The organism is Serratia sp. H402Y (genome assembly GCF_051172415.1).
Lineage (GTDB): Bacteria > Pseudomonadota > Gammaproteobacteria > Enterobacterales > Enterobacteriaceae > Serratia > Serratia ureilytica.
The window spans coordinates 2,218,895-2,243,999 of sequence record NZ_JBPIYZ010000001.1; the positions used below are offsets into that span (position 1 = coordinate 2,218,895).

The window sequence follows — 25,105 nt, forward strand, 5'->3', positions numbered from 1 at the left end:
CTCACCAAAACCTTTTAGGGTTTTGCCGCACGCGAGCGCATCAGTGATGCCACGATAGTGAAAGCGGCGCGAGAGATGCAACATCAGCTGTACGACGCCAATCTTGGCGGTTGCGTATACAAAAAGCGCATCGCTCGGGCTGGTGCAGGCAAACGTGGCGGCTATCGGGTACTGATCGTTTTTCGCGATGAAGACCGCCTGTTTTTTATGCGCGGCTTTGCCAAAAGCGAGAGAGAAAACATCAGTACGGATGAGTTACAGGGATTGAAACATCTGGCTGCGCTGTATCTGGATTATTCGCCATTCAGACTCTACCAGCTGGTCAACAACAGGGAGTTACGGAGGCTAAGCGATGAGTAAAATTCTTGCCGAGATCCACCAGGAAGTTCAGGGCCTGCACCGCGCCGGTTTCGTCGACGACGTGACCATGCGCACTTTCGACATGCTGTGCCTGCGGCCGGTGAAGCAGTTCGGGCCGGCCGAGATCCGCGCGTTGCGCGAACGGGAAAACGTCAGTCAGCCGGTGTTTGCGCTGTATCTCAACGTCAGCAAAAAGGCGGTGCAGAAATGGGAGCGCGGCGAAGCACAGCCGAACTCCGCCGCGATGAAACTGCTGACGCTGGTGGAACGCAACGGCCTGCAAATTCTGGCCTGATCTTACTGATAATTGACGATCACCTGATTGCCAATCACTCGCAGCGGCGGATTCAGCCCGCCTTGCGACTGCACGTAATAGACAAAACGCAATTCCGCATTGGCCGGCTCGCCCTGCAGACCGATGCTGCTGCCGCTGCCGCCGCCGAGCGGAATGCAGCGGTTTACCGTGCAAAGCTGGGCCTGCAGCCCCACGGGCTCCGGCCCCAGCAAACGGTAGCGCCAGCTGACGCTGGTGATGCGCGCATTGGCATCCGGCAGCGCGTTCGGCGGCCGCAAACCGGCGGATTCATCGCGCATCCCGCCCTGTTCCAGCGTGACCCCCGCCCCTTCAGCCACCCAGGAGCCGGACACCGCGCCGGCGGCTAGCGGCGCCAGCAAACACAACAAGGACAGACAGCGTTTCATCAGGCGGCTCCAATGGTCGAGGTCATGCGAATCTGGCGATCGTCGTTGATCTCCAGGTTGGACAGCACCACGAGCTGCGGCAGGCTGCGACGCAGGAAGCGCGCCAGTAAAGGACGCAGCGCATGGTTAACCAACAGCACCGGCGGCGCGCTGAGCATCTCTTGCCGTTGCAGCGCCTGACGCGCCTGCTCCAGCAGACGGTCAGCCAGCCCCGGTTCCAGACCGCCTCCGCCCTGCAACGCCTGCAGCAACAGGCGCTCCAGCTGGGTATCCAAGCCGATAACCTGAATCTCGCCGTTGCCCGGGAACCACTGCTGCGTGATCGCCCGGCCCAGCGCCACCCGCACCACGGTGGTCAATTCGTAAGGATCGCTCTGCGCCGGGGCATGTTCCGCCAGCGTTTCGACGATGGTGCGCATATCGCGGATGGACACGCGCTCGGCGAGCAGATTTTGCAGCACCTTGTGCAGCGTCGTCAGTGACACTACGCCCGGCACGAAGTCTTCGGTCAGCTTCGGCATCTCCTGCGACACGCGATCCAACAGCTGTTGGGTCTCCTGGCGGCCGAACAGCTCGCTGGCGAACTGGCCAATCAGGTGATTGAGGTGCGTCGCCACCACGGTGCTGGCTTCCACCACGGTAAAGCCCTGGATTTGCGCCTGTTCGCGCAAGGCGCTGTCTATCCACACCGCTTCCAGTCCGAAGGCGGGATCGACGGTTTTGTCTCCCGCCAGCTCGCCCACGGCATTGCCGGGGTTGATCGCCAGCCAGCGGCCCGGCTGCGCTTCACCGCTGCCGATCTCGACGCCTTTCATCAGGATGCGATAGCTGGCTGGCGGCAGTTCCAGGTTGTCGCGAATGTGCACCACCGGCGGCAGATAACCCATGTCCTGGGCGAATTTCTTGCGGATCCCGCGGATACGCCCAAGCAGCTCGCCGTTCTGTTGAAAATCGACCATCGGAATCAACCGGTAGCCCACTTCCATCCCCAGCGGATCTTCCAACTGCACGTCGGCCCAGCTGGCCTCGGCGGCCTGCGGATTCTCCGGCATCACCGGATCTTCCACCGTTTTCGGCGCCTGTTGTTCACGGCCGCGCAGCCACCAGGCGAGGCCCAGCAGAGCCGCGGTAAACAGCAGGAACACCAGGTTCGGCATGCCCGGCACCAGGCCCAGCAGGCCCAGCACCCCGGCACTCAGCAGCATCACGCGCGGATTGTTGAACAGCTGGCCCACCATCTGCTCGCCGACATCCTGATCGGTCGCGACGCGAGTGACGATGACACCGGCGGCGGTGGAGATCACCAATGCCGGGATCTGCGCCACCAGGCCGTCACCGATGGTCAGCAGCGTATAGCTTTCCGCCGCCGCCCCCAGTTCCATGCCGTGTTGCACCACGCCGACCAGCAGGCCGCCGACCACGTTCAGCACCATGATCATCAGGCCGGCGATGGCGTCGCCGCGCACGAATTTACTGGCGCCGTCCATCGAGCCGTAAAAATCGGCCTCCTGGGTCACTTCGGCGCGGCGTTTCTTCGCTTCGTCTTCACCAATCAATCCGGCGTTCAAATCGGCGTCGATCGCCATTTGTTTGCCCGGCATGCCGTCCAGCACGAAGCGCGCGCCCACTTCGGCGATACGCCCTGCACCTTTGGTAATTACCATAAAGTTGATCAGCACCAGGATGATGAACACCACGATGCCGATGGCGAAGTTGCCGCCCACCAGGAAGTGGCCGAAGGCTTCCACCACTCGCCCGGCGGCGGCGGAACCTGTGTGGCCTTCCAGCAAGATGATGCGCGTCGAGGCGACGTTGAGCGACAAACGCAGCAATGTGGAGAACAGCAGGATGGTCGGGAAAGCGGCGAACTCGAGCGTACGCTGGGTGAACATCGCCACCAGCAGCACCATGATCGACAGCGCGATGTTGAAGGTAAACAGCAGGTCGAGGATAAACGCCGGCAGCGGCAACACCATCATCGACAAAATCAGCAGGATCAGCACCGGGCCGGCCAGCACCTGCCACTGCGTATCTTTAAAATTGCCCGGCAAACGAAGCAGGGAGGCCAAATTAGCCATCAGAGTCACTCTCTCTCGCAAAATCCAGTGCTTCCGGCACCGGTAAACGTTCAGGTTTTTTCGGGATCAGGCCGCCCTCGCGCCGCCAGCGGCGCAGTTGGTACACCCAGGCCAGCACTTCGGCGACCGCGGCATACAGGGTGGCCGGAATGTGTTGTCCAATCTCGCTGTGCCGATACAGCGCGCGCGCCAGCGGCGGCGCCTCCAGCATCGGAATGCGGTGCTCCGCGCCGAGCTCGCGAATGCGCAAGGCGATTTCGCCGGCCCCCTTGGCCAGCACCTTCGGCGCACTCATTTTCTTGTCGTTGTACTGCAACGCGACGGCGTAGTGCGTCGGGTTGGTGACGATCACGTCCGCCTTAGGCACATCGGCCATCATGCGGCGCCGGGCGATCGCCCGCTGCTGCTGGCGAATGCGCCCCTTGACGTGCGGGTCCCCTTCCTGGTCTTTGAATTCGTCGCGAATATCCTGCTTGGTCATCTTCAGCTTTTTGAAGTGGCTCCACAGCTGATAGAACACGTCGAACGCCACCATCGGCGTCAGCCCCAGCACCACCAGAAAACCGCAGAACAGGATCATCTGCAGCGCATTGCCCAGCGCATCGAGCGGCTGCTGGGTCATCAGATGCAGCATCGCCGCCCAGTTGTGCCACAGATAAAGACCGGTGACCCAGCCGACCAACGTCGCTTTCAGGATCCCTTTCAGCAGCTCGGCCAACACCTGGCTGGAAAAGATGCGTTTCAACCCGGACAGGGGGTTTAGCCGCTTCATATCGAACTTGATCGACTTGCCGCTGAACAAGATGCCCCCCAACAGCATTGGCGCGGCGAGCGCTACCAGCACCAGCCCCGCCATGATCGGCAGCAGCGCCAGCACCGCCTGACGCAGCAACATGCCCAGTTGGCGAAGCATCTGCTTGTCGTTACTGACCATGCCGTGGTCAAAGTTCAGCCCTTGCGTGAGCATCGCCGCCAGCTGTTGCGCCATGTTGCTGCCGGACATCAGGATGATCGCCAGGCCCGAGAGCAGCATCAGTACCGAGGTCAGCTCGCGGGAGCGCGGGATCTGGCCGTCTTCACGCGCCTTCTCCAGCCTGTGGGGCGTGGGGGCCTCGCTTTTTTCCAGATCGCTGTCTTCAGCCACGAAACGCCGTTCCTGTGTCGGGAGGGTAAAGAATGGCGGTCAGCATGCCAAAAAATTGGCGATGTCATTGGCGGAACAACGGGGAAAAAGGCGGGTTATTTAGGGGATGAGACGAAAACTGCGTGGCTTGTTGTCGGGGCGCGCCGTCGCGCGCCCCGAAAGGCTTCAGAAACCGAGGCTGTCGAGCAGATCGTCGACCTGCGCCTGGTTGGCGATCACGCCGACGCCGTTCTGGTCGAGCTGCGGGCCGTTCAGCAGGCTGTCGTTCGGCCGTTTTTCCTTCACCGGCTGTTCCGGCATGTTTTCCATCAGCACCATCAGCAGCTGCTTTTCGATCTCCTGCACCACGTCCATCATGCGCTTGATCACCTGACCGGTCAGATCCTGGAAGTCCTGCGCCATCATGATTTCCAGCAGCTGAGCGTTGGTGAAGGCCGTATGGCCCGGCACCTGATCCAGATACTGACGCGTGTCGTTGACCAGAGAACGCGCGTCGTCCAGTTCGATGGGATTGGCGAACCACTCGTCCCAGCGCCCTTTCAACGCGTTGGCGCCGGACTCCAGCTCCGCCTGGCGCGGTTGCGCCGCCTCCACGCAGTTCAACGCCCGTTCCGCCGCCTGCGCCGTCATGGTTACGACATAGTCAAGACGGTCGCGCGCATCCGGGATCGCCTCTGCCGCTTGGGCAATCGCCTGATCGAGCCCCAGTTCGCGCATGCTGTCGCGCAGCATTCGGGTCAGTTGGCCGATGCGGGAGATGATCTCTCCCGCGGTCGCTGCATCGCTGGCAGGCATTGGAATGTCTCTCATCGCCCTCTCCTTACATGCCCAATTTTTCAAAAATCTTGTTGAGCTTTTCTTCCAGCGTCGCCGCCGTAAAAGGTTTCACTACATAACCGCTGGCGCCGGCCTGCGCCGCCGCGATGATATTTTCTTTCTTGGCTTCCGCCGTCACCATCAGCACCGGCATCGCGGCCAGCGCGCTATCGGCGCGGATGGTCTGTAACAGTTCGAGCCCGTCCATGTTCGGCATGTTCCAGTCGGACACCACGAAGTCGAAACCGCCGGCGCGCAGCTTGTTCAGCGCATCCGCGCCATCTTCAGCTTCTTCGACGTTGTTGAAGCCCAGCTCTTTCAGCAAATTTCTGACGATGCGGCGCATGGTGGAGAAGTCGTCCACAACCAGAAATCTGAGGTTCTTGTCTGCCATTGTTACTCCTGAAATAGTTAACCGTTTAATGATGCAAAACCGCAGGCCGCCGCGCGGCGACCGTAGGTCATATCGCCGCCGGGCAAACCCTGCGGACTGAAATCAAATGCGCAATGCCTGGCCGCCGGAAATCTGCGCCAGCATGCGCTGGCTCATCCTGTCCAACTCGACCACTTCGCTCACGCCGCCGCCGGCGATCGCCTCGCGCGGCATGCCGAACACCACACAGCTCGCCTCGTTCTGCGCCAGGGTATAGGCCCCGGCGCGGTGCATCTCCAGCATTCCCGCCGCCCCGTCGTTCCCCATGCCGGTGAGGATCACCCCCACCGCATTGCGGCCGGCATATTGCGCTACCGAGCGGAACAGCACGTCGACCGACGGACGATGGCGGTTGACCGCCGGGCCGTCATGCAGCTTCACCTGATAGTTGGCGCCGCTGCGCGCCAGCTCCAGGTGGCGATCCCCCGGGGCGATGTAAGCATGGCCCGGCAGCACGCGCTCGCCGTCCTCCGCTTCTTTCACCGTGATCTGACACAGCTTGTTCAGACGTTCGGCGAACGAACGGGTGAACCCCGGCGGCATGTGCTGGGTGATCAGCAGCGCCGGACTGGTGGCCGGCAGCGGCTGCAACACCTGGCGGATCGCTTCGGTGCCGCCGGTGGAAGCGCCGATGGCGATCAATTTTTCACTGCTCAGCAGCGGCGCATGGCTGAGGATCGCCGGCGCCGGGCTGCTGGATCGCTGCGGCAGGCGCGCTCTGGCGGCGGTGCGGATCTTCTCGGCGATCAGTTCGCTGTAGGCCAACATGCCCTCGCGAATGCCGAGCTGCGGTTTGGTGACGAAATCCACCGCGCCCAGCTCCAGCGCTCGCAGCGTGATCTCCGAGCCTTTACCGGTCAGCGAAGAAACCATCACTACCGGCATCGGCCGCAGGCGCATCAGCTTCTCGAGGAAATCCAGCCCGTCCATGCGTGGCATCTCGACGTCCAGCGTCAGCACCTGAGGATTAAATTTTTTGATCAGATCGCGCGCCACCAGCGGATCCGGCGCGGTCGCCACCATTTCCATGTCGGGATGGCCGTTCACGATTTCCGTCATCAGCTGACGCATCAGTGCCGAATCGTCTACGCATAACACTCTGATTTTACTCATTACCTCTCCTTGGTCAGCCCATACACGGTCTGCCCACGCAAGTAGAAATCCCGGCTGATCTGGCTGAAGTTCTCGGAGTGGCCGGCGAACATCAGCCCCCCCGGCTTAAGTAAGGGAACGAAGCGGCGCAGGATGCGCTCCTGCGTCGCCTTATCGAAATAGATCATGACGTTGCGGCAAAAAATGGCGTCAAATTGCCCCGGCAGCGCCCATTCCGGCGCCAGCAGGTTCAACGGCTGGAAGTTCACCCGCGCCGCCAGTTCCGGCCGCACGCGCACCAGCCCCTGATGCGGCCCGGTGCCGCGCAAAAAATAGCGCTGCATTTGGGTCGGCGTCAGGGTGCGCAGATCTTCCTGGCGGTAAACGCCCGCTTCCGCTTTTTCCAACACCTGCGTGTCGATGTCGCTGGCCCAGACCTGGCAACTGCCGGCCCGCTGCCCCAGGGCATCGCTCAGCGTGATGGCGATCGAATACGGCTCTTCGCCGGTCGAGGCCGCAGTGCTCCAGACGCTGTAGCCGTTCGGCCGCGAGCGCGCATGCTCCGCCAGGATCGGGAAGTGATGCGCCTCGCGGAAAAATGCCGTCAGGTTGGTGGTCAATGCGTTGATGAACGCCTGCCACTCCGCGCTGTTCGGATCGCTTTCCAACAGCGCCAAATAGTCGCCGAAATCGTGCAATCCCAGCAGCCGCAACCGGCGCACCAGGCGGTTGTAAACCATCTCGCGCTTATGCTCCGCCAGCACGATGCCGGCGCGTTGATAAATCAACTGGCTGATACGGCGAAAATGCACGTCCGACAGTGGCAGGCGCTGCACCATTTGCGTCAACATCGACGCAGTATCCCGGTTAGAAGTAGACGGCGCCTGTTTCATGCCGCCTCACCGGAGAAAAACGTGCTGTTTATGCGGTTTAACAATCTTGGGCTTCCTTTACCACGGGTGAAACTGCGTTGTTGCTGTTACCTGGCGCGACGACGTTATCGTCCGCCAGACGGAATACCGCGACCGCGTCGGCCAGGGTAATGGCCTGCTCTTCCAGCGCGGTGGCGGCAGAAGCGGATTCTTCCACCAGCGCGGCGTTCTGCTGGGTAACCTGGTCCATCTGGGTCACCGCCTGCGTCACCTGTTCGATGCCGCGGCTTTGTTCATCCGAAGCCGACGCGATCTCGCCCATGATGTCGGTCACGCGAGTTACCGAACGCACAATGTCCTGCATGGTGGCGCCGGAGTTTTCCACCAGCACCGAGCCGTGTTTGACGCGGCTGACCGATTCGTCGATCAGCACCTTGATCTCTTTCGCCGCCTGCGCGCTGCGGCTCGCCAGGTTGCGCACTTCACCGGCGACCACCGCGAAACCCCGCCCCTGTTCGCCGGCGCGCGCCGCTTCCACCGCCGCATTGAGCGCCAGAATGTTGGTCTGGAAGGCGATGCCGTCGATCACGCTGGTGATGGCGCCGATTTTCTGCGAACTGTTGGCGATATCGTGCATGGTGGTGACCACGTCACCGGCCAGTTCGCCGCCCTTGGCCGCGGTGGCCGAGGCATCACGCGCCAGCTGAGACGCCTGCCGCGCATTGTCAGCGTTCTGTTTCACCGTCGCGGTCAGCTGTTCCATGCTGGCGGCGGTTTCTTCCAGCGACGCGGCCTGCTGCTCGGTGCGGGAAGAGAGATCGTTGTTGCCTTCGGCGATCTCCTGTAGGCCGATCAGAATCGACTCCGTCCCGTCGCGCACCGCGCCGACGGTGCCGATCAGCGACTGCTGCGTGCGTTGCAGGCTGGCGAACAGCATGCTGATTTCATTGCGGCCGTACACCTGAATCGGCGTCGCCAGATCGCCGGCGGCGATGCGTTCAAAGTGGCTGCGGATTTGGTTCAGCGGCTGTATCAGCATGGTGCGCAACCACCACATGGCGCTGCCGGTCACCACGATCAGCATCAATACCGCCCCCGCCAGCATCAGGCCCGCCAGCGTGAAGGAGAACTGATTAGCGTCTCTGGCCTCGCTGATGTCACCGTTCACCAACTGCAGGTACTGCACGAAGTCGGCCTCGAACAGGTCCTGGGTTTTCTGCGTCGGCTGATCCATAAACGCCTGCAGCTCGCCCTTTTCCAAGAAGCCGATCAGCTCGCGCAGCGCGCCGCGCAGCCGCTCGTAGCTGGCCTTGGTGGTGGCCGTCTGCTGGTTCTGCTGTTCACTGCTGCGTTCAACCGCCATAAACTGATTGAAATAGAGATCGGCCTTCTGCAGCGAACTGCGGGCGTTGCTCATCAGCTCGTTCACCTGCTCCTGCGGCAGTTTCAGCGCCGCGCGGGTGCCGGCGCGGTTCAGCGTATTGCGCGCCTGCAACAGCGACACCCAGCTCAGGCTAAGCGAATCGCGCTGCTGGCTGCCGAGGGTGATGATGTCGAGGTTGTGGTTATCGGAGCGAAACGCGGAATACGACAGGCCGCTGCTGGCCAACTGCAGAATGCAGAAGGTCATCAACAACAGGAATAAGCTGGTAGAGATACGGATTCGGTTAAACACTTGAACCTCCTTGCAGCCGGCCGGCGACCGGCCTACGTAGGGAAAAGGGCCTCTGCGAGAGAGGCCCGATACCGGTCAGAACGTTTCCCAGTTATCCTGCAGATCGCTGGCGTTCATTTTCTTATGATTGATTACCGGTGTTACCGTCGCCTTGCTGGTGACAGGCGCTTTAAATTCTTCCTGGCCTTCCTGCCTCAGACGGAATACCGCTACCGACTGGGTCAGCATGCTGGCCTGTTCTTCCAGCGCCGCCGCCGCCGAGGCGGATTCTTCCACCAACGAGGCGTTCTGCTGGGTGACGCGGTCCATTTCCGCCACCGCCTGGCCAACCTGATCGATGCCGCGGCTCTGCTCGTCCGACGCCGAGGCGATTTCGCCCATGATGTCGGTCACGCGGGTGACGGCGTTGACGATGTCGCCCATGGTTTCCCCGGCGCTCTCGACCAGCACGGAACCCATATCGACGCGGCTGACCGAATCTTCGATCAGGCCTTTGATCTCTTTCGCCGCCTGTGCGCTGCGCTGCGCCAGGTTACGCACTTCACCGGCCACCACCGCGAAGCCACGGCCCTGTTCGCCGGCGCGCGCCGCTTCCACCGCGGCGTTCAGCGCCAGGATGTTGGTCTGGAAGGCAATGCCGTCGATCACGCCGGTGATATCGGCGATCTTCTGCGAGCTGCCGGCGATGTCATGCATGGTCTGCACTACGTTAGCCACGACCTTGCCGCCTTTCTGCGCGGTTTCAGAGGCGCTCAGCGCCAGTTGCGAAGCCTGACGCGCGTTTTCGGCGTTCTGTTTCACCGTCGCGGTCAGTTGTTCCATGCTGGCGGCGGTCTCTTCCAGCGACGCGGCCTGCTGCTCGGTGCGGGAAGAGAGATCGTTGTTGCCCGCGGCGATTTCGGACGCGCCGCTGTAGATGGCGTCTGCGCCCTGGCGCACGCCGCTGACGGTTTCAATCAGTTCGCCTTGCATGTGTTTCAGGCTGGCCGCCAGCACGCCCATTTCGTTGCGGCTGTTGACGACGATCTGCTGAGTCAGGTCGCCGGCGGCGATCTGTTTGATGTGCTCGATCATGCGGTTCAGCGGACGCACCAGGATGTGATGGATACCGGTCCAGACCAGTACGATCACCGCCAGCACCACCACCAGGATCACGATCAGCGTCCAGATGGCCGAGTTGTAGGAGCTGTTGCTGCCGTCGACCGCGATTTGGTACAGCTTGCCGTTTTGCTCCAGGTAAACGTTGTAGCTCTGCTCAAAGTTGTCCTGGTAACTCTGCGTAGGTTGATCGAAGAACGCGTTGATTTTGCCTTCGCCCAGCAGTTGGATCAGCTCGGAGAGCGCGCCGTACAGCACATCGTACTGATGCTTGAGGCGTTCCGCCGCCTGAGGATCCTGACGCGGGTCCTGAGGGATTTTCTCGTACGCGGCGTAGTGTCTTTCCGCTTCGCCCAGCTCTTCCTTCGCCTTGGCCAGCAGTTCATCAATGGTGGCGCCGCTGCCGATCTTGTTGGTATCCATCATGTAGCGAATACCGGCACGGTTCAGGGAGTTGCGCGCCTGCAGCAGGTCAACGCGGCTTTCGCTCAGCTGCAGCTGCTGCTGACGAATAGTTTGCAGGACGGTAAAGTTTTCCTTATCGCTTTTCAGCGAGGAGAAAAAAAGTCCGCCCGAAATCAACTGCAAGGCGCCAAACAGCACCAACACCAGCAACAGGCTGGTGACCACCTTCATACGATTTAACATGATTTCCCTTGTTGAAGCCCGCGCAGACAGGCTCTGATGACGTTGAATGTGAGAGTTATCGGCGCAGCGCGGCAAAACTTTATGCGGGAAAGTAACTATTTTTAGTGGGGGTTCCGGGCGCGGCGGGCGGCATCGCGACAGGTCAGGGAACGTGAAGGTTGAAGGGGGCAGCGCCCTGCCCCCTTGAGTCTTGGATCAGACGCTTTTCGCCACGCTGTCGACCAGCGACATCTCTTCGCTGCTCAGCAGCTTTTCGATATCCACCAGGATCAACATGCGCTCGCCCAGCGAACCGAGGCCGGTGAGGTATTCGGTCGCCAGGGTCACCGCGAACTCCGGCGCCGGACGGATCTGCTCGGCGGTCAATGACAGCACGTCGGAGACGCCGTCAACCACGATGCCCACCACGCGCTGGCCAAAGTTCAACACGATCACCACGGTGTTCTCATCATAGGAAACGCTCTGCTGGGAGAATTTCACCCGCAGATCGATGATGGGAACAATCACGCCGCGCAGGTTGGTGACGCCCTTGATGAACGCCGGGGTGTTGGCGATGCGGGTCACCTGATCGTAGCCGCGAATTTCCTGCACCTTGAGGATGTCAATGCCGTACTCCTCGTTGCCCAGGGTAAAAATCAGAAACTCTTGCCCTACCGTTTCGCCAGCCAATTTGCTGACGGCTGCCAATCCTGCCATATCATTCACCTTTTAAATCAATAAACTCATTATTATGCGGCGGCGTCCGTCAGACGCTTTTCACGGTTCAAGGTTTGCAACGCCGAGACATCGACGATCAAGGCCACGCTGCCGTCGCCCAAAATGGTCGCGGCGGAAATGCCCGGCACTTTGCGGTAGTTGCTTTCCAGATTCTTCACCACCACCTGATGCTGGCCAATCAGCTGATCCACCAGCAACGCATAGCGGCGGCCGGCGCTTTGCAGGATGACGACGATGCCCTGGGTGGCGTCGGTTTTGGCGCCTTCCACTTCGAATACCCGATACAGTTCCACCAGCGGCAGGTATTCGCCGCGCACCTGCAGCACGCGCTCGCCGCCGGCCAACGGATGCAAATCCTCCGCCTGCGGCTGCAGCGATTCCATCACCGCGTTCAGCGGCAGAATAAAGACTTCGTCGTTCACTTTGACCGACATGCCGTCGAGGATCGCCAGCGTCAACGGCAGCAGAATGCGGATGGTGGTGCCTTTACCGGCCTGCGAACGGATCTCGACGTGGCCGCCCATCTCCTGAATATTTCTTTTCACCACGTCCATGCCGACGCCGCGGCCGGAAACGTCGGTCACCTGCTCGGCGGTGGAGAAGCCCGGCGCGAAGATCAGCATGCCGACCTCTTCGTCGCTCATGCTGTCGCTCACCGCCAGCCCTTGCGAAGCGGCCTTGGCGAGAATTTTTTCGCGGTTCAGACCGGCGCCGTCGTCGATGACCTCAATACAGATGTTGCCCCCCTGGTGTTCGGCCGACAGCACCAGATTGCCCACCGCCGATTTACCGGCGGCGATGCGGGTGGCCGGCTCTTCGATACCGTGATCGAGGCTGTTGCGCACCAGGTGCGTCAGCGGGTCGATAATCCGTTCGATCAGGCTCTTATCCAGTTCGGTCGAGCTGCCCTGCAGCGTCAGCTCCACCTGTTTGTTCAGCTTGCCGGCCAGATCGCGCACCAGACGCGGGTAGCGGCTGAAGACGTATTCCATCGGCATCATGCGGATCGACATCACCGACTCCTGGAGATCGCGTGCGTTACGCTCCAGCTGGCTCATGCTGTTCAGCAGATCGCCGTGGTTCACCGGATCCAGCGTGCCGGAACGTTGCGCCAGCATCGACTGGGTGATCACCAGCTCGCCCACCAGGTTGATCAGTTGATCCACCTTTTCCACCGCTACGCGAATGCTGGTGGATTCGCTCGCCTTGGCGCGCGCTTTCGGCGCTTCCGCCGCTGCGGCCGCCGGTTTGGCGGCAGGCGGCGCAGCGCTGGCGATCGGCGCTGGCGCCGGTTCCGGCGCAGCGACCGTCTCCGGCAAGTTCGCCTCCGCGACGGCCGGCGCGCTTTGCGTCGGCGTCGAGAAGCTGATTTGTTCCGGTTCCAGCACGAAGCACAGCACGGCGCTGATGTCGTCTTCGCTGGCGGAGGTGAGCAACGTCACGTCGAGGCTGTGTTCCGTCTGATGCGGGTCTTTAACTTCGCCGAGGTTGCCCAGCTCTTCCAACATCAAGGGGATTTCACTGGCTTTCAGCCCGTTCAGGCTGATGCGCATGCCGCCTTCGATCGCCGCCGGCGCGGCCGATGGCTGAGCGACCGGCTGCTGAACGGCGGGTTGAGCCGCAGGCGCCTCCTGCTGCTGTTGCGCTTCCAACGCCAGCTGACGCAGCGCCTGGCAAATGTATTCAAAGCTTTCAGCGTCAGGCTGTTGCGAGGTTTTATAGGCGTCCAGTTGCTCCTGCATAATGTCTTTGGTTTCCAGAAACAGGTTGATAATCTCGGTGCTCAGGCTCATTTCCTGGCGTCTTGCACCGTCCAGCAGGTTCTCCAGCAGGTGGGTGGTTTCCTGCAGCACCGAAAAACCAAAGGTCGCCGCGCCGCCCTTGATCGAATGCGCCGCGCGGAAGATGGCGTTCAACGGCTCGATATCGGGGGCCAGCGGATCCAGCTCCAGCAGGTGTTGCTCCATGTCGGCCAGCAACTCGTCCGCCTCATCAAAGAAGGTCTGATAAAAATCGCTAATGTCCATGCTCACGGGGTCACCTCTGGCTGTGAGTCGCGGTTAGTCGGTGCGGGTGCGGCCGCCGGTGGTTCCGGCGCCTGGTCGGCCGGGGCTATCGCCGGGGACGCCTGCGGGGGAGCGCTCGGCGTTGGCGCCGCGGGTTCCGGGGCTGTCGTCGAGGATTCCGGCGTTTGGCTGGCTGGCGCGGTCGCCGACGGCGCCAGCTGCTTCAGGCTGTCCGGCTGGGCAATATCCAGCGCGTTGCTTTCGGCATTTTCGTGCTCGATGCCCTCTTGCGTTTGCTTGTTCAACACCAGCACGGTGATGCGGCGGTTAATCGCATCATCGGCGCCATGCTGTTTCAGGCTCATGGTGGCCGCCATGCCTACCACCCGCAGCACTTTGCCTTCCGCCAGGCCGCCGGCGATCAGCTCGCGACGCGACGCGTTGGCGCGATCGGCCGACAGTTCCCAGTTGCTGTAGCCGCGTTCGCCGGTGGCGTAAGGGATGTCATCGGTGTGGCCGGACAGGCTGATTTTGTTCGGCAAGTCGTTAAGGATCGGCGCTATCGCGCGCAGAATATCGCGCATGTAGCTCTCGACCTGCGCGCTGCCGGTTTTGAACATCGGCCGGTTCTGGCTATCGATAATCTGGATGCGCAGCCCTTCGTCCATCATGTTGATCAACAGATGTGGACGCAGCGCCTTCAGGCGCGGATCGGACTCAATCAACTCATCCAGCTTTTCGCGCAGCTTGTTCAGGCGCAGCTCTTCGGCGCGCGAGTCCGGCGAATCGACCTGTTTTTTCACCAGGCCATGCTGTTGCGTTGGATCGTCGCCGCCGCCAGGAATGGGGCTGCTTTCGGAACTGCTCTTGTCGCCGCTGGTCAGGGCAACCTTGAGCGGCGTGCGGAAGTATTCGGCGATTTGCGTCAGCTCCTGCGGGCTGGCGATCGCCAGCAGCCACATCACCAGGAAGAACGCCATCATCGCCGTCATAAAGTCGGCATAAGCGATCTTCCAGGAGCCGCCGTGATGGGCGGCATGATGCGACTTGCGCTTTCTGACCAAAACGACCGGATGATTCTGTTTCATGCTTCTTCTTCTTCCGTCACCTGCTGCGCCGGCGCTTTCACGCGGCGCACGTGTTCTTCCAGCTCAACGAAAGAAGGACGTTCGGTGGTATACAGCGTTTTACGGCCGAACTCGACCGCGATCTGCGGCGCGTAACCGTTCAGGCTCGACAACAGCGTGACTTTGATGCACTGCATCATCTTGACGTTTTCGGCGCTCTTCTGACGCAGCAACGTCGCCAGCGGCGAGATGAACCCGTAGGCCAACAAAATGCCGAGGAAAGTACCGACCATGGCGTTAGCGATCAGCGCGCCCAGTTCAGCGGCCGGACGGTCAGCCGAAGCCAGGGCGTGCACCACCCCCATCACCGCCGCGACGATGCCGAACGCCGGCAAGGAGTCGCCCACCATCGCCAGACTGCCGGCGGGCACTTCGCTTTCCTGCTCGTAGGTTTCGATCTCTTCGTCCATCAGCGCTTCGATCTCGAACGCATTCATATTGCCGCTCACCATCAGCCGTAAATAGTCGGTAATGAACTCCACCAGGGTGTTATCGGCAAGGATGCGCGGATAATTAGAGAAAATTTCACTTTCTTGCGGATTATCGATATCGAACTCGAGCGACAGCATGCCCTGCTGACGCGATTTGGCCAGCAGACGGAACAGCAACGCCATCAGATCCATATACAGATCTTTGTTGTATTTGGAACGGCGCATCAGGCGCGGCAGGGCGCGCAGCGTCGCTTTGATCGCCTTGCCGTTGTTGCCGACGATGAAAGCGCCGACCCCCGCCCCGCCGATAATCAGAAACTCCGCCGGCTGATAGAGCGCACCGAGATGACCGCCCACGATCAGGTAGCCGCCAAACACCGCACCCAATACCACGAGATAACCCAAAATAACTAGCACACGCATTCCTTAAATTAACAATGTGGATGGAAGGTGGGGCAAACGCGCCCTGGCGCGACAGACCAGGCTGCATGTCTGGGGGCGGCATGCCGCCCCTGCGTATCACACGTCGGTATTCATTGCCGAGAGCCGGCAACGTGGCGGCTCAAATGGCGCGTTTGACCTGCTCGTCCAGCAGTTGAGGAATAATATCGGCCAGTTGCGGCGAAAGTTTACGTCTTTTTACGGCGCGGGATGGGGGTTGGCATAAACTGCAGATGAAACCGTTCAGCGGCTGGTGCGCGTGGGTGATAAATGCGCCGCCGCAGCAGCTGCAGGCGGAGAGCTGCAACATGCCGCTGTCGACGAAGCGCACCAGCGTCCAGGCGCGGGTCAACGCCAGCAACGGCGCCTCACCGGCCTGCTGTGGGCACTGCTCCAGGTAGAGGCGATAGGCTTTGATCACCGCTTCCACCCCGCTGCACTGTCCGCTTTTCATCAGAAACAGGTAGGCGTTATAAAACATCGAGGAATGAATATTCTGTTCCCAGGTCATAAACCAGTCGGTTGAGAACGGCAACATTCCTTTTGGCGGCGGGCTGCCGCGCAACTCCTTGTAAAGTTTAATCAAGCGCCCGCGGCTGAGCTGGGTTTCACTCTCCAGCATCTGCAAACGGGCCCCCAGCGAAATCAGCTCCATGGCGAGCTGAATGTCCTTGGCTTCTTGAACAATGCTTTTCTCAACCATCATCAGGCTCTTTTCTTCGTCGGGCTAGCGTCTTTACTCGATAGCTCTTGCAGTAAATGGCTTGATAGCAAAATGCCGGTATGGATTTGTTGCAGATCGTCGACGCGCGACTCTTTAGTCAGGCGTTCGATGGTCTGGTGATCGTTAAAGCGGAAGTGGCAAACCAGCTGGTTGGTCTCGGCCAGTTTGACCATTTGCGGCAAAGTCAGCTGCGCCAACGCATCGGCCATGGTCTCATCAATACCAAGGCGGAACATCGCGGACGCTTTTTCATCGTTGATCAAACGCTGTGCTAAAAGTAAATATGACAAATTGATGTCATAAATATGCTTAAGTAATTCAGACGTACCCATATTCCCCATCCCGACAGACTATGTTTAAAAACATACGCTGGGTGATAAATTTTATCGCCCGTGACCTGGGTTGTTTCCCAAAGTTGGCAAATTAATCTCTCAAAAACGACTGCTATAATTTTCGCCAATCGCTAAATTCGACCACTGTTCAGTATTTGCTACGAGCGTAAACCAACGTGTATGGATGTACAGCATTCTGCTTCGATAGTGTTTAGTCACCATGAAACTATTTTTACAAATTTAATAAGATTATTCCTAAAGCAGCGCAACTCTACCCCCGAACCATTAGCACACACAATGTAAGTGAGAGGCAATTTTAAATACAATGTGACATAGATCACAAAAATAAAAAATAATTAAGCCAAATACCCCTAAATTCGCACATTTTATGACCCGCATTTTGCTCACAAAATCGCCTTAGGTAAAAAAACGTCTTAAAAACAATGTTTATCAGCCAAAAAATTATCTTTTTTAGATCAATTCGAACAAAACCATCACCAAACCAAAATAACAGAACAAAAATCTGCATATAGGCAACAATCTTAGTATAAATAACCATTTGAGCCGCTAAAAAATATCCGAGGTGAAAAATAACCAATGTAAACTATAAGGTTATTAGCTATCGGATTTGACTTAAACCCTCCGCAGAGGGTTGTTCTAATTTTCAACATCAGGTGATTATGGCTTATCAATGATTCGCTGGCGTAGTGAACAAGCCAATAGACGTAACGATATGTTTCCGTATTAGCGCGGCGCAAGAATGGTTTTTTAACGTTAAATTGCCCCAAAACGACATATCGGCAGCACATCCTAAAGCTTTAGCGTTTTTTTATTTCTTTTTTGCCGGCGCATTAATTACCACGCCGTTCCAGACGTTATTAAAATTCCCGCGCCCCATCGTTTCATTGCAATAAAATAAAACGCAGTTTTGTTTTACTTGCCATAATCGCGCAGGCCAAACAGGCGTAGTTTCAATGCCGACAGCGGCAACATACATCGCCTCGTGCTGCGACCGCCCTCCGGACAGGTGAAAAAAACGCCGCCAAAGGAGAGCGAGCACGGCTTCGCGCGCTTGCACGCAGCGGAAACGTCGACGCTTAAGCTTCTCGTTCGTGACGCATCGCCCTGAGACTTTCCCTATTTCTTCATTTATCAGCAGGATGAGATTGCTGATGCCGCACTTGCATATTATGATTTATCCCAGCGCCGCCACGGGCGGCGTCACATTATTACCCAGTGCAATTTATTCACTTGAAATGATTTTTGTCAGGTCGTACATCGCTGCCACGACGGCGTCGCCGTGAGCCGCTATGTGTTATTCACCCGGCTTTAACTATTAACAGGCTATATTTTAATCATGACCGATACGCTCGAATATCTGCTGACATTCCGTAAATGCTCCTCTTTGGACAGCCTGGAGAAGGTGTACGACAAACTGAACTATTCCATTGAAAACGATACAGAAATGAGCAATATGTACCGCGCTGCCGACCACCGTCGCGCCGAGCTGGTTGCCGGTAAATTGTTCGATCTGGGCAAGGTGCCGAAAACGCTGTGGGCGCAGGTGCTTTAATTCAGTGAAATTACGTGCGGCAACGGTTTTATCTTTTATTGCTATATAACCGGAGCAAACTCAGCTTTTATTGCCGCGCGTGATGCGAAACACATTTATTCCCCCCGCCAGGTTCTACCCTTTATCCGAGCGCAGCATTTCATCCAAGGCCCCGACGCGGCAGCCTGAAACACGACGGATGCAACAAGGAGTGGAATATGGGGTATCAAAACGTTCTGGTTACCGTCGCCGTCGCGCCTGACAGCCATCGTCTGGTGGAAAAGGCCGTCTCTATCGTCCGCCCCTACGGCGGCAACATCACCCTGTTAAGCACCCTCGCCAATCCGGAAATGTACAATAATTTCGCCGGGCCGATGCTGGCCGATTTGCGCACGCTGATGGAAGAGGAAACCCGGCTGTTTATGGAGGAACTGCGCCAACGCGCCGGCTACCCGATCGCCGATACCCTTATCGTGCATGGCGAGCTTGGCGACAGCCTGGAATTCGCCAGCCGCCGTCAGCCGTTCGACCTGCTGCTCTGCGGCAATCACCGCGACAGCATGATGAACAAAGTCTCCTGTTCCGCCGCCCGCTTCATCAACATCAGCCATATCGACGTGCTGATCGTTCCGCTCTGAGGCTAAGCACATTCGGTAACGTTGCCTTGGCGCCCCTGGACTAGGCTTAACGAACCTTGTTTGTCGCAACACAAAGGAGCTTTCGATGTCCCCTTCTCAACAGAACCGCCGCTTTCTGCTGGCCTCGCGTCCGCACGGCGAACCGACGGCGGCGAATTTCCGCCTCGATACGGTCGCCGTGCCACAACCCGAGGCCGGCCAGCTGCTGCTGCGTACCGTATATCTGTCGTTGGATCCTTATATGCGCGGACGCATGAGCGATGCTCCCTCCTACGCGCCGCCGGTGGAGATCGGTCAGATCATGGTGGGCGGAACGGTCTCTCGCGTGGCGGCCTCACAGCATCCCGATTTCAACGTCGGCGATTGGGTGTTGGGCTATGACGGTTGGCAGGATTACGCGCTGTCCGACGGCAGCGGCCTGCGCAATCTCGGCCCACACTTGCCGCACCCTTCCCGCCTGCTCGGCGTGCTGGGCATGCCCGGTTTTACCGCTTACATGGGGTTGCTCGATATCGGCCAACCGCAGGCGGGTGAAACGCTGGTGGTCGCCGCCGCCAGCGGCGCGGTCGGTTCAGTGGTCGGCCAAATCGGCAAACTGAAAGGCTGCCGCGTCGTCGGCGTTGCCGGCGGTGCGGACAAATGCCGCTATGTGGTGGAAGAGTTGGGTTTCGACGCCTGTATCGATCACCGCGCCCCCGACTTTGCCGAACAGCTGGCCGCCGCCTGTCCGCAGGGCATCGACATCTATTATGAGAACGTCGGCGGCGCCGTATTCGACGCCGTGTTGCCGCTGTTGAACGCCAAAGCGCGCATTCCGGTCTGCGGCATCATCGCCCATTACAATGCCACCGGGTTACCCGCCGGGCCGGACCGCTTACCGTTGCTGGAAGGGCTGATCTTGCGTAAACGCATCCGCATGCAGGGCTTTATCATCTTCGACGATTACGGTTCACGCTTTGATGAATTCCTGCAACAGATGAGCAGCTGGGTCGAGCAAGGAAAGATCAAGTTCCGCGAGGACATCGTCGATGGGCTGGAGCAGGCGCCGCAGGCCTTTATCGGCCTGCTGCAGGGCAAAAACTTCGGCAAACTGGTGATCCGCGTCGCTGACGAATAACGCGCATCAGGGCGTGGCGCGCCACGCCCTGATGGTCAATGCACGGCACCGTCGCCAAATCGCACATCTTCCTCTACCGTGAGCGTCACCTGCACGAGAGTGCGCACCGCTTCCACCATCGTTGCCAGCGCCATACTCGGCTTGCCCGGATGCGCCGCCGCCAGTTCATGGCTGTACGGAATGTGCACGAATCCGCCCCTGGCCCGCGAATGCTGCGTCTCCAGATAGTGACGCAGACCATAAAAAATATGGTTGCAGTTATAGGTGCCCGCCGTGTAAGAAACGCCCGCCGGGATCCCCTGCCGGCGCAGTTGCTGCACCGCGGCCTTGACGGGCAGCGTACTGAAATAGCCCACCGGCCCGCCGGCAACCACCGGCACGTCAATCGGCTGTTTACCGGCATTGTCGGGAATGCGGGCATCGATCAAATTGATGGCTACCCGTTCCAGGGATATTTCGGCCCGGCCGCCGGCCAGCCCCAGACAGATCACCGCCAGCGGCTGCAATGCCTCAATCGCCGCGATCAGCTGCTGGTTGGCCACGCCCAATACGCACGGCAACTCGAGCACCGCGATCTCCGCGCCGGCGATACGCTCTCCGGCCAATGCCTGCGCGACCTGCCAGGAAGGGTTCACCGCGTCACCGTCGAACGGCTCAATGCCGGTGATTAACACTTTGTTCATCATTTCCCCTGATTGAAGGCTAAATTCGTGTGCTACCAGCCTAGGGAACGCTGTAAGATTCTGGAAATGGATTATCTGTATATAGAGTATTCATAAAATGAATTTAGCCAACGTCGATCTCAATTTGCTGGTAGTGTTTGAAGCGCTGTATCAGACTCGTAACGTCACCGCCGCAGGCCGGCGTCTTAACCGCGCGCAACCTTCCGTCAGCAATGCATTGGCGCGACTGCGCATTCTGCTCAACGATCCGCTGTTTGTCCGCAGCGGCGGCGGCATGGCGCCCACGCCGCGCGCCCACCAGCTTATGCCGCAGATACAGCGGGTGCTTGAGCAAATCCATCTCGCGCTGGCGCCCCCTGCCCGTTTCGATCCGGCCACCGCCGGGCAACGGCGTTTTACGCTGGCCGCCGGCGACTATGCCGATATCTTGCTGCTGCCCGCCATCATCAGCCGTTTGCGTCAGGCGGCCCCCGGCATCGATATTCGCGTTTCGCGTCTGGATCGCCGCAATATTTACCGTCAGTTGGATAGCGGGGAGGTGGATGTCGCGCTGGGAGGGCATCTTTCCGGGGCGGAAAGTCACTATGTGCGCACGCTGTTTGAAGAGCATCTGGTCTGTATCGCCAGCCGTTCACACCCGCAATTGGCGGATGGCCGCTGGGATCTGGCCCGCTACCTCAGCCTGCCGCACGGGCTGTACGCGCCGGCTGACGACGGCTCCGCCAGAGGCTTGGTCGACCGCCGTCTGGCGGAAATCGGCGGCCAGCGGCGCGTCGCCGTGACCTTTTCACACATTGTCGCCCTGCCGGCGGTGGTCGCCGACAGCGATCTGATCGCCACCCTGGCCGCCAGCGTGGCCCGGCGTTTTTCCGATCCGCAACGCGTACGCATTCTCCCGCTGCCTGAGGAGTTGGCCATCGCGCCTTTCCCCATTGAGCTGATCGCCGGCCGACAGGCGCAACGCGACCCGGCCTTAATCTGGCTCTGTGACCTGTTAAGCCGGATTTCCCTCGATCCCCTTCCGCGCTAACCGCATCAATTGCTGCTTTATCAACCATTCAGACTCACCGTCGGAGGCCCGCACCGCGGGCTTTTCACGCCAGCCAAATAGGAATCATCCGAATTAACATTCGGTAAATTTATATATTTGATCATCTTTAACTAACGAATGGTAAGGATAAAAAATACTCAGTGACTTTTTTCACGGAAAAAAAGAGTTGTTTTATAAACACGTTGACTTAAGTGTTACAGATTTATTATTTGGTATTACCATTTTCCCAATAATTTGGGATAAAAAAAGATCTGCTCGTATCCATATGTTTTAGATAATAAAAAACCATATCGTGAGCGAGTTAACGAATTGAGTATTGATCCACAAGGCTATTTTGCAAATGCAGAGCTCTATTGTAGACTGCACAAATCGTGCCTTTGTGTAAACTTTGTTAAATCTTTCGTCAGCCCCTGTCTCAATTCGTGACAGATACGCCATCGGGATCGCGCGTCAAATCTCGTGCGGTAGCTATGCCTAAACCGGGGATATAGTATGGATCGCCTTATCATTGCGCACACGCCTTTGCCCGCCCATCAGCTGTTGTTCAGAAGCCTTTCCGGTGAGGAAAGACTGGCCGGGCTGTTCGAGTTCGACGTCGAGCTGCTCAGCCCTGACAATCGCCTCGATCTGAAATCGCTGCTGGGACAAAAAATCACGCTGGAGCTGCGGGGCAACCCGATGGCCCCGCGTTATCTCAACGGCAATATCACGCGTATGACCCTCTCCGGACGAGAAGCCGGCGGCAACCGCTACTATATCTACCGCGCCGTGCTGCGCCCCACGCTGTGGTACCTGACGCAAAACCGCGATTTTCGCATCTATCAGGAAAAGACCGTTCCCGACATCCTGACCCAGGTGCTGGGGCAGTATCAGGTGAAGATCGATAACCGTCTCAGTTACGACTACCGCATCTGGGGGTACTGCGTGCAGTACCAGGAGAGCGATTTCGATTTCATCAGTCGTCTGATGGAACATGAAGGCATCTATTACTATTTCACGCACCAGCAGGACGGCCATACGCTGGTGCTGGCCGACGCGCCGGCGGCGCATCAGGAACTCGCCGGCTATGCCAGCATCCCCTATCAGCTCGCGGAAGGCGGTCTGGTGGAAAACAAGGACAGCATCAACAGCTGGAGCGTCTCGGACGCCATCACGCCCAGCCTGTATAGCCTGGATGACTACGATTTTCGTAAACCGCGCGCACGGTTGCTGGAGGCCCGGCAGAATCCCGCCTCGTTCGCACAGGACAAAGCCGAGGTGTTTGACTGGCCCGGGCGTTATACCGATCACGCCCACGGCCAGTTTTACGTCAAGGTGCGCCAACAGGAGTTCGAAGCGCAGCATGAGCAGATGAGCGGGGAAGGCAGTTCGCAGGGCATTGCGCCCGGCTACCGTTTTCAGCTGATCCAGGCGCCGCGCATGGAAGACAACCGCGCCTATCTGGTGGTCAGCGCGCGTTACTTCATGCAGGAAAACAGCTACGCCAGCAACGATAACGACGTTGGCGAGCAACATACCGAATTTCAGGTGGTGCCGGCGGACATCAACTGGCGCCCGGCGCGCACCACACCCTGGCCGAAAACCCATGGCCCGCAGACCGCCGAAGTGGTTGGCCCGGAAGGCGAAAGCATCTGGACCGATAAATATGGCCGGGTGAAACTCAAGTTCCGTTGGGATCGCCACGGCAGCGGCAATGAAACCAGCTCCTGCTGGGTGCGCGTCTCCAGCGCCTGGGCCGGCTGGAAATACGGCGGGATCCAAATCCCGCGCGTGGGTGAGGAAGTGGTGGTCGACTTTATCAACGGCGATCCGGATCGCCCCATCATCACCGGCCGCGTTTACAACGAAGACAGCATGCCGCCTTGGGATCTGCCCGGCGACGCCACCAAAATGGGCTTTATGAGCCGCAGCAAAGGCGGCGGCGTCGACAACGCCAGCTTCCTGTTCCTGGAAGACTCGCCCGGCAACGAATCTTTCGACATGCACGCCGAACGCAACATGAACATGACGGTGGAAAACGACAAGAACGTCAATATTGACGGCAGTCGTTTCACCCGCATCGGCAAGACCCAAGACCATCAGGTTATCGGCAATGCAACTTTCCTTTTTGGATCAATGCGTAACACCACCGTGACAGGACCTGAAACCGCCACTTTTAACAGTGGGCAACAGGTGGGGATCAAAGCCGGGCGTAAATTCACCATTCACGACGGCGGCGATAACGTCAACATCACCGGCGATCAAACCATTCTGCTGAAGGGCAATCGCCACCATACGATTGAAAACAAGCAGACCCAACTGATTAAGCAAGGCCAAGACACCACCATCGAGCAATATGGCCAGTCCACGAAAATCGAAACCGGCGATAAGAAGCTGGAGATTACCAGCGGAAACCAGAGCACCAAATTGGCGGGCGGCAACAAGAGCCTCGATATCACCGGCAACCTGACCTCCACCGTCAGCGGCGAAGAAACGCGCTCTCAGAATAAATTAACCGTCACCACCGCCACAGACTACGTGCAGAAAGCATCGAAGATTAAGATCGCCACTGTCGATGGCGAAGGCCCCAGTGGATCGGATATTTACATCCACGGCAACAAGGTGACGGTAAAAAGCGACAGCGAGCACATTATCATCCGCCCCAAGAACATGACCTGGACCAAGTGGTTGGATGTCGGCATCAAGACTGGCGCGGCATTCTCCATTACCGGCGGGCTGACCGTCGATGTTAAAACCGCAGCAGTAGTGAAGTTCGAACCTCAGTTCATCTTGTATAAGAAAGGTCCGGAAGCCGATTTCAACGATCTGAAAATGACTTATTGTTCCATTAGGCTCGCGATTGCGATCCTGACATCTATTTCATAAGGAAAGCGTCACGATGGGTTCGTTTATTGACTTTGCGACACAGGACAGTCTCTGGGGTAAAATCGTCTTTACCCTGTTCGGCATTTTGGTGGGTGGCGTGCTGATCGCCGCGATTTGCAAAAATATTTTGCCGGCAAATAAACCTCTGTCTTTCCCTGCACGTCTGCTCATCTTTGTCGTGCTGATGCTAGCGCTCCTTAAATACAACCAGTACGTGATGTCGGCGGTGAATTACCCTGCAGAGTTGATCGGTTTCCTAATCCTTCCCGGTTTCCTGATGGTGTACTTGGGCGTCACCACTCCCGGCGGCGCGCTGTCCCTGATGGGAGAGCTTGGATGCTTCGCTTTGCTCGCCGCGTTGCTGGTGTTGGCATCCGCCGCAGTAGGTTTCTTCGCCCCCTATCACCTGGAGAGCGCGGTGCAATTTGCAGCCAAGGCAATCGCTGCCGCGCTGTCCGTAGCGACAGTCCTGCTGGTTCGCAAAGGGCTATCTATATAACTAT

The 25,105-nt window shown here is 58.7% G+C and carries 24 protein-coding genes; 8 read left to right on the forward strand and 16 right to left on the reverse strand.

Translation table 11 applies throughout. The features are described from left to right. Positions 1-75 precede the first annotated feature (75 nt). Entirely contained in the window at positions 76-360 is a 285-nt protein-coding gene (locus tag ACSBQS_RS10890; protein ID WP_232092530.1) for a type II toxin-antitoxin system RelE/ParE family toxin, read from the forward strand. Then, the gene (locus ACSBQS_RS10895) at positions 353-655 is read left to right on the forward strand and encodes a helix-turn-helix domain-containing protein (protein ID WP_015378258.1); all 303 of its coding nucleotides are present in this window, start codon (positions 353-355) and stop codon (positions 653-655) included. Before ACSBQS_RS10890 ends, ACSBQS_RS10895 begins: the two co-directional genes overlap by 8 nt. A gap of 2 nt (positions 656-657) precedes the next feature. Here the strand turns inward: ACSBQS_RS10895 and ACSBQS_RS10900 are convergent, their stop codons facing one another. The 15 genes from ACSBQS_RS10900 to flhD form a co-directional block, all read right to left on the reverse strand. Beyond that, positions 658-1,062, reverse strand: coding sequence for a flagellar protein FlhE (locus ACSBQS_RS10900; RefSeq protein ID WP_033643530.1), 405 nt, complete (start codon positions 1,060-1,062; stop codon positions 658-660). Continuing rightward, a complete protein-coding gene (flhA, locus tag ACSBQS_RS10905) occupies positions 1,062-3,140 on the reverse strand; it encodes a flagellar biosynthesis protein FlhA (RefSeq protein ID WP_033643531.1) in 2,079 nt (692 codons plus the stop codon). The genes ACSBQS_RS10900 and flhA overlap by 1 nt, the downstream gene beginning before the upstream one ends. Further along, positions 3,133-4,284, reverse strand: coding sequence for a flagellar biosynthesis protein FlhB (gene flhB / locus ACSBQS_RS10910; protein WP_033640021.1), 1,152 nt, complete (start codon positions 4,282-4,284; stop codon positions 3,133-3,135). Before flhB ends, flhA begins: the two co-directional genes overlap by 8 nt. 165 nt (positions 4,285-4,449) lie before the next feature. Next, positions 4,450-5,094: a protein phosphatase CheZ gene (gene cheZ, locus ACSBQS_RS10915; RefSeq protein ID WP_004934858.1), complete on the reverse strand. Its 645-nt coding sequence runs from the start codon at positions 5,092-5,094 to the stop codon at positions 4,450-4,452. A 10-nt stretch (positions 5,095-5,104) separates the two neighbouring features. Further along, positions 5,105-5,494, reverse strand: a complete 390-nt coding sequence (gene cheY / locus ACSBQS_RS10920; RefSeq protein ID WP_004934862.1) for a chemotaxis response regulator CheY — start codon at positions 5,492-5,494, stop codon at positions 5,105-5,107. A gap of 102 nt (positions 5,495-5,596) precedes the next feature. Next, complete coding sequence (locus ACSBQS_RS10925) at positions 5,597-6,646, reverse strand: protein-glutamate methylesterase/protein-glutamine glutaminase (RefSeq protein WP_033643532.1); 1,050 nt, start codon at positions 6,644-6,646, stop codon at positions 5,597-5,599. Beyond that, positions 6,646-7,518 carry a protein-glutamate O-methyltransferase CheR gene (gene cheR / locus ACSBQS_RS10930; protein WP_025159837.1) on the reverse strand — a complete coding sequence of 291 codons (873 nt, stop codon included), beginning with the start codon at positions 7,516-7,518 and terminating at the stop codon, positions 6,646-6,648. Before cheR ends, ACSBQS_RS10925 begins: the two co-directional genes overlap by 1 nt. Before the next feature lie 37 nt (positions 7,519-7,555). Beyond that, positions 7,556-9,172 carry a methyl-accepting chemotaxis protein gene (locus tag ACSBQS_RS10935; RefSeq protein ID WP_047025447.1) on the reverse strand — a complete coding sequence of 539 codons (1,617 nt, stop codon included), beginning with the start codon at positions 9,170-9,172 and terminating at the stop codon, positions 7,556-7,558. Positions 9,173-9,247: 75 nt separating this feature from the next. Beyond that, a complete protein-coding gene (gene tsr / locus ACSBQS_RS10940; RefSeq protein WP_033643534.1) occupies positions 9,248-10,918 on the reverse strand; it encodes a methyl-accepting chemotaxis protein in 1,671 nt (556 codons plus the stop codon). Between the two features lie 195 nt (positions 10,919-11,113). After that, positions 11,114-11,614, reverse strand: a complete 501-nt coding sequence (cheW, locus tag ACSBQS_RS10945; protein WP_025303271.1) for a chemotaxis protein CheW — start codon at positions 11,612-11,614, stop codon at positions 11,114-11,116. A 32-nt stretch (positions 11,615-11,646) separates the two neighbouring features. Beyond that, positions 11,647-13,668: a chemotaxis protein CheA gene (cheA, locus tag ACSBQS_RS10950; protein ID WP_046896583.1), complete on the reverse strand. Its 2,022-nt coding sequence runs from the start codon at positions 13,666-13,668 to the stop codon at positions 11,647-11,649. After that, complete coding sequence (motB, locus tag ACSBQS_RS10955; protein ID WP_033650859.1) at positions 13,665-14,729, reverse strand: flagellar motor protein MotB; 1,065 nt, start codon at positions 14,727-14,729, stop codon at positions 13,665-13,667. The genes cheA and motB overlap by 4 nt, the downstream gene beginning before the upstream one ends. After that, complete coding sequence (gene motA, locus ACSBQS_RS10960; protein ID WP_047025446.1) at positions 14,726-15,616, reverse strand: flagellar motor stator protein MotA; 891 nt, start codon at positions 15,614-15,616, stop codon at positions 14,726-14,728. Before motA ends, motB begins: the two co-directional genes overlap by 4 nt. Before the next feature lie 145 nt (positions 15,617-15,761). Continuing rightward, positions 15,762-16,346: a flagellar transcriptional regulator FlhC gene (gene flhC / locus ACSBQS_RS10965; protein ID WP_016927281.1), complete on the reverse strand. Its 585-nt coding sequence runs from the start codon at positions 16,344-16,346 to the stop codon at positions 15,762-15,764. Further along, the gene (gene flhD, locus ACSBQS_RS10970; protein WP_033643537.1) at positions 16,346-16,696 is read right to left on the reverse strand and encodes a flagellar transcriptional regulator FlhD; all 351 of its coding nucleotides are present in this window, start codon (positions 16,694-16,696) and stop codon (positions 16,346-16,348) included. Before flhD ends, flhC begins: the two co-directional genes overlap by 1 nt. A 1,357-nt stretch (positions 16,697-18,053) precedes the next feature. Here flhD and ydgT point away from each other — a divergent pair. From ydgT to ACSBQS_RS10985, 3 genes are all read left to right on the forward strand, one after another. After that, positions 18,054-18,269: a transcription modulator YdgT gene (ydgT, locus tag ACSBQS_RS10975; RefSeq protein ID WP_004934895.1), complete on the forward strand. Its 216-nt coding sequence runs from the start codon at positions 18,054-18,056 to the stop codon at positions 18,267-18,269. Between the two features lie 197 nt (positions 18,270-18,466). Next, positions 18,467-18,886 (forward strand): universal stress protein UspC, encoded by a 420-nt coding sequence (gene uspC, locus ACSBQS_RS10980; protein ID WP_033650858.1) that lies wholly within the window; start codon positions 18,467-18,469, stop codon positions 18,884-18,886. A gap of 85 nt (positions 18,887-18,971) precedes the next feature. Next, positions 18,972-20,003 carry an NADP-dependent oxidoreductase gene (locus ACSBQS_RS10985; protein WP_197666058.1) on the forward strand — a complete coding sequence of 344 codons (1,032 nt, stop codon included), beginning with the start codon at positions 18,972-18,974 and terminating at the stop codon, positions 20,001-20,003. A 35-nt stretch (positions 20,004-20,038) separates the two neighbouring features. Here ACSBQS_RS10985 and pcp read toward each other — a convergent pair whose 3' ends face one another. Further along, entirely contained in the window at positions 20,039-20,686 is a 648-nt protein-coding gene (gene pcp, locus ACSBQS_RS10990; protein ID WP_197666057.1) for a pyroglutamyl-peptidase I, read from the reverse strand. A gap of 97 nt (positions 20,687-20,783) precedes the next feature. On the opposite strand from pcp, the gene ACSBQS_RS10995 reads away from it, so the two are divergent. The 3 genes from ACSBQS_RS10995 (at position 20,784) to ACSBQS_RS11005 (ending at position 25,101) form a co-directional block, all read left to right on the forward strand. After that, positions 20,784-21,716 carry a LysR family transcriptional regulator gene (locus ACSBQS_RS10995; protein WP_197666056.1) on the forward strand — a complete coding sequence of 311 codons (933 nt, stop codon included), beginning with the start codon at positions 20,784-20,786 and terminating at the stop codon, positions 21,714-21,716. 513 nt (positions 21,717-22,229) lie between these two features. Beyond that, positions 22,230-24,602 (forward strand): type VI secretion system Vgr family protein, encoded by a 2,373-nt coding sequence (locus ACSBQS_RS11000; RefSeq protein WP_223524880.1) that lies wholly within the window; start codon positions 22,230-22,232, stop codon positions 24,600-24,602. Positions 24,603-24,615: 13 nt separating this feature from the next. Then, the gene (locus ACSBQS_RS11005) at positions 24,616-25,101 is read left to right on the forward strand and encodes a hypothetical protein (RefSeq protein WP_033650855.1); all 486 of its coding nucleotides are present in this window, start codon (positions 24,616-24,618) and stop codon (positions 25,099-25,101) included. Positions 25,102-25,105: the final 4 nt, after the last annotated feature.

Bases quoted from the DNA above. Each gene is read 5' to 3' on its own strand.
- ACSBQS_RS10890 (WP_232092530.1), top strand. From the start codon at position 76: ATGCAACATCAGCTGTACGACGCCAATCTTGGCGGTTGCGTATACAAA.
- ACSBQS_RS10895 (WP_015378258.1), top strand. From the start codon at position 353: ATGAGTAAAATTCTTGCCGAGATCCACCAGGAAGTTCAGGGCCTGCAC.
- ACSBQS_RS10900 (WP_033643530.1), bottom strand. From the start codon at position 1,062: ATGAAACGCTGTCTGTCCTTGTTGTGTTTGCTGGCGCCGCTAGCCGCC.
- flhA (WP_033643531.1), bottom strand. From the start codon at position 3,140: ATGGCTAATTTGGCCTCCCTGCTTCGTTTGCCGGGCAATTTTAAAGAT.
- cheZ (WP_004934858.1), bottom strand. From the start codon at position 5,094: ATGAGAGACATTCCAATGCCTGCCAGCGATGCAGCGACCGCGGGAGAG.
- cheY (WP_004934862.1), bottom strand. From the start codon at position 5,494: ATGGCAGACAAGAACCTCAGATTTCTGGTTGTGGACGACTTCTCCACC.
- ACSBQS_RS10925 (WP_033643532.1), bottom strand. From the start codon at position 6,646: ATGAGTAAAATCAGAGTGTTATGCGTAGACGATTCGGCACTGATGCGT.
- cheR (WP_025159837.1), bottom strand. From the start codon at position 7,518: ATGAAACAGGCGCCGTCTACTTCTAACCGGGATACTGCGTCGATGTTG.
- tsr (WP_033643534.1), bottom strand. From the start codon at position 10,918: ATGTTAAATCGTATGAAGGTGGTCACCAGCCTGTTGCTGGTGTTGGTG.
- cheW (WP_025303271.1), bottom strand. From the start codon at position 11,614: ATGGCAGGATTGGCAGCCGTCAGCAAATTGGCTGGCGAAACGGTAGGG.
- motB (WP_033650859.1), bottom strand. From the start codon at position 14,729: ATGAAACAGAATCATCCGGTCGTTTTGGTCAGAAAGCGCAAGTCGCAT.
- flhC (WP_016927281.1), bottom strand. From the start codon at position 16,346: ATGATGGTTGAGAAAAGCATTGTTCAAGAAGCCAAGGACATTCAGCTC.
- flhD (WP_033643537.1), bottom strand. From the start codon at position 16,696: ATGGGTACGTCTGAATTACTTAAGCATATTTATGACATCAATTTGTCA.
- ydgT (WP_004934895.1), top strand. From the start codon at position 18,054: ATGACCGATACGCTCGAATATCTGCTGACATTCCGTAAATGCTCCTCT.
- uspC (WP_033650858.1), top strand. From the start codon at position 18,467: ATGGGGTATCAAAACGTTCTGGTTACCGTCGCCGTCGCGCCTGACAGC.
- ACSBQS_RS10985 (WP_197666058.1), top strand. From the start codon at position 18,972: ATGTCCCCTTCTCAACAGAACCGCCGCTTTCTGCTGGCCTCGCGTCCG.
- pcp (WP_197666057.1), bottom strand. From the start codon at position 20,686: ATGAACAAAGTGTTAATCACCGGCATTGAGCCGTTCGACGGTGACGCG.
- ACSBQS_RS10995 (WP_197666056.1), top strand. From the start codon at position 20,784: ATGAATTTAGCCAACGTCGATCTCAATTTGCTGGTAGTGTTTGAAGCG.
- ACSBQS_RS11000 (WP_223524880.1), top strand. From the start codon at position 22,230: ATGGATCGCCTTATCATTGCGCACACGCCTTTGCCCGCCCATCAGCTG.
- ACSBQS_RS11005 (WP_033650855.1), top strand. From the start codon at position 24,616: ATGGGTTCGTTTATTGACTTTGCGACACAGGACAGTCTCTGGGGTAAA.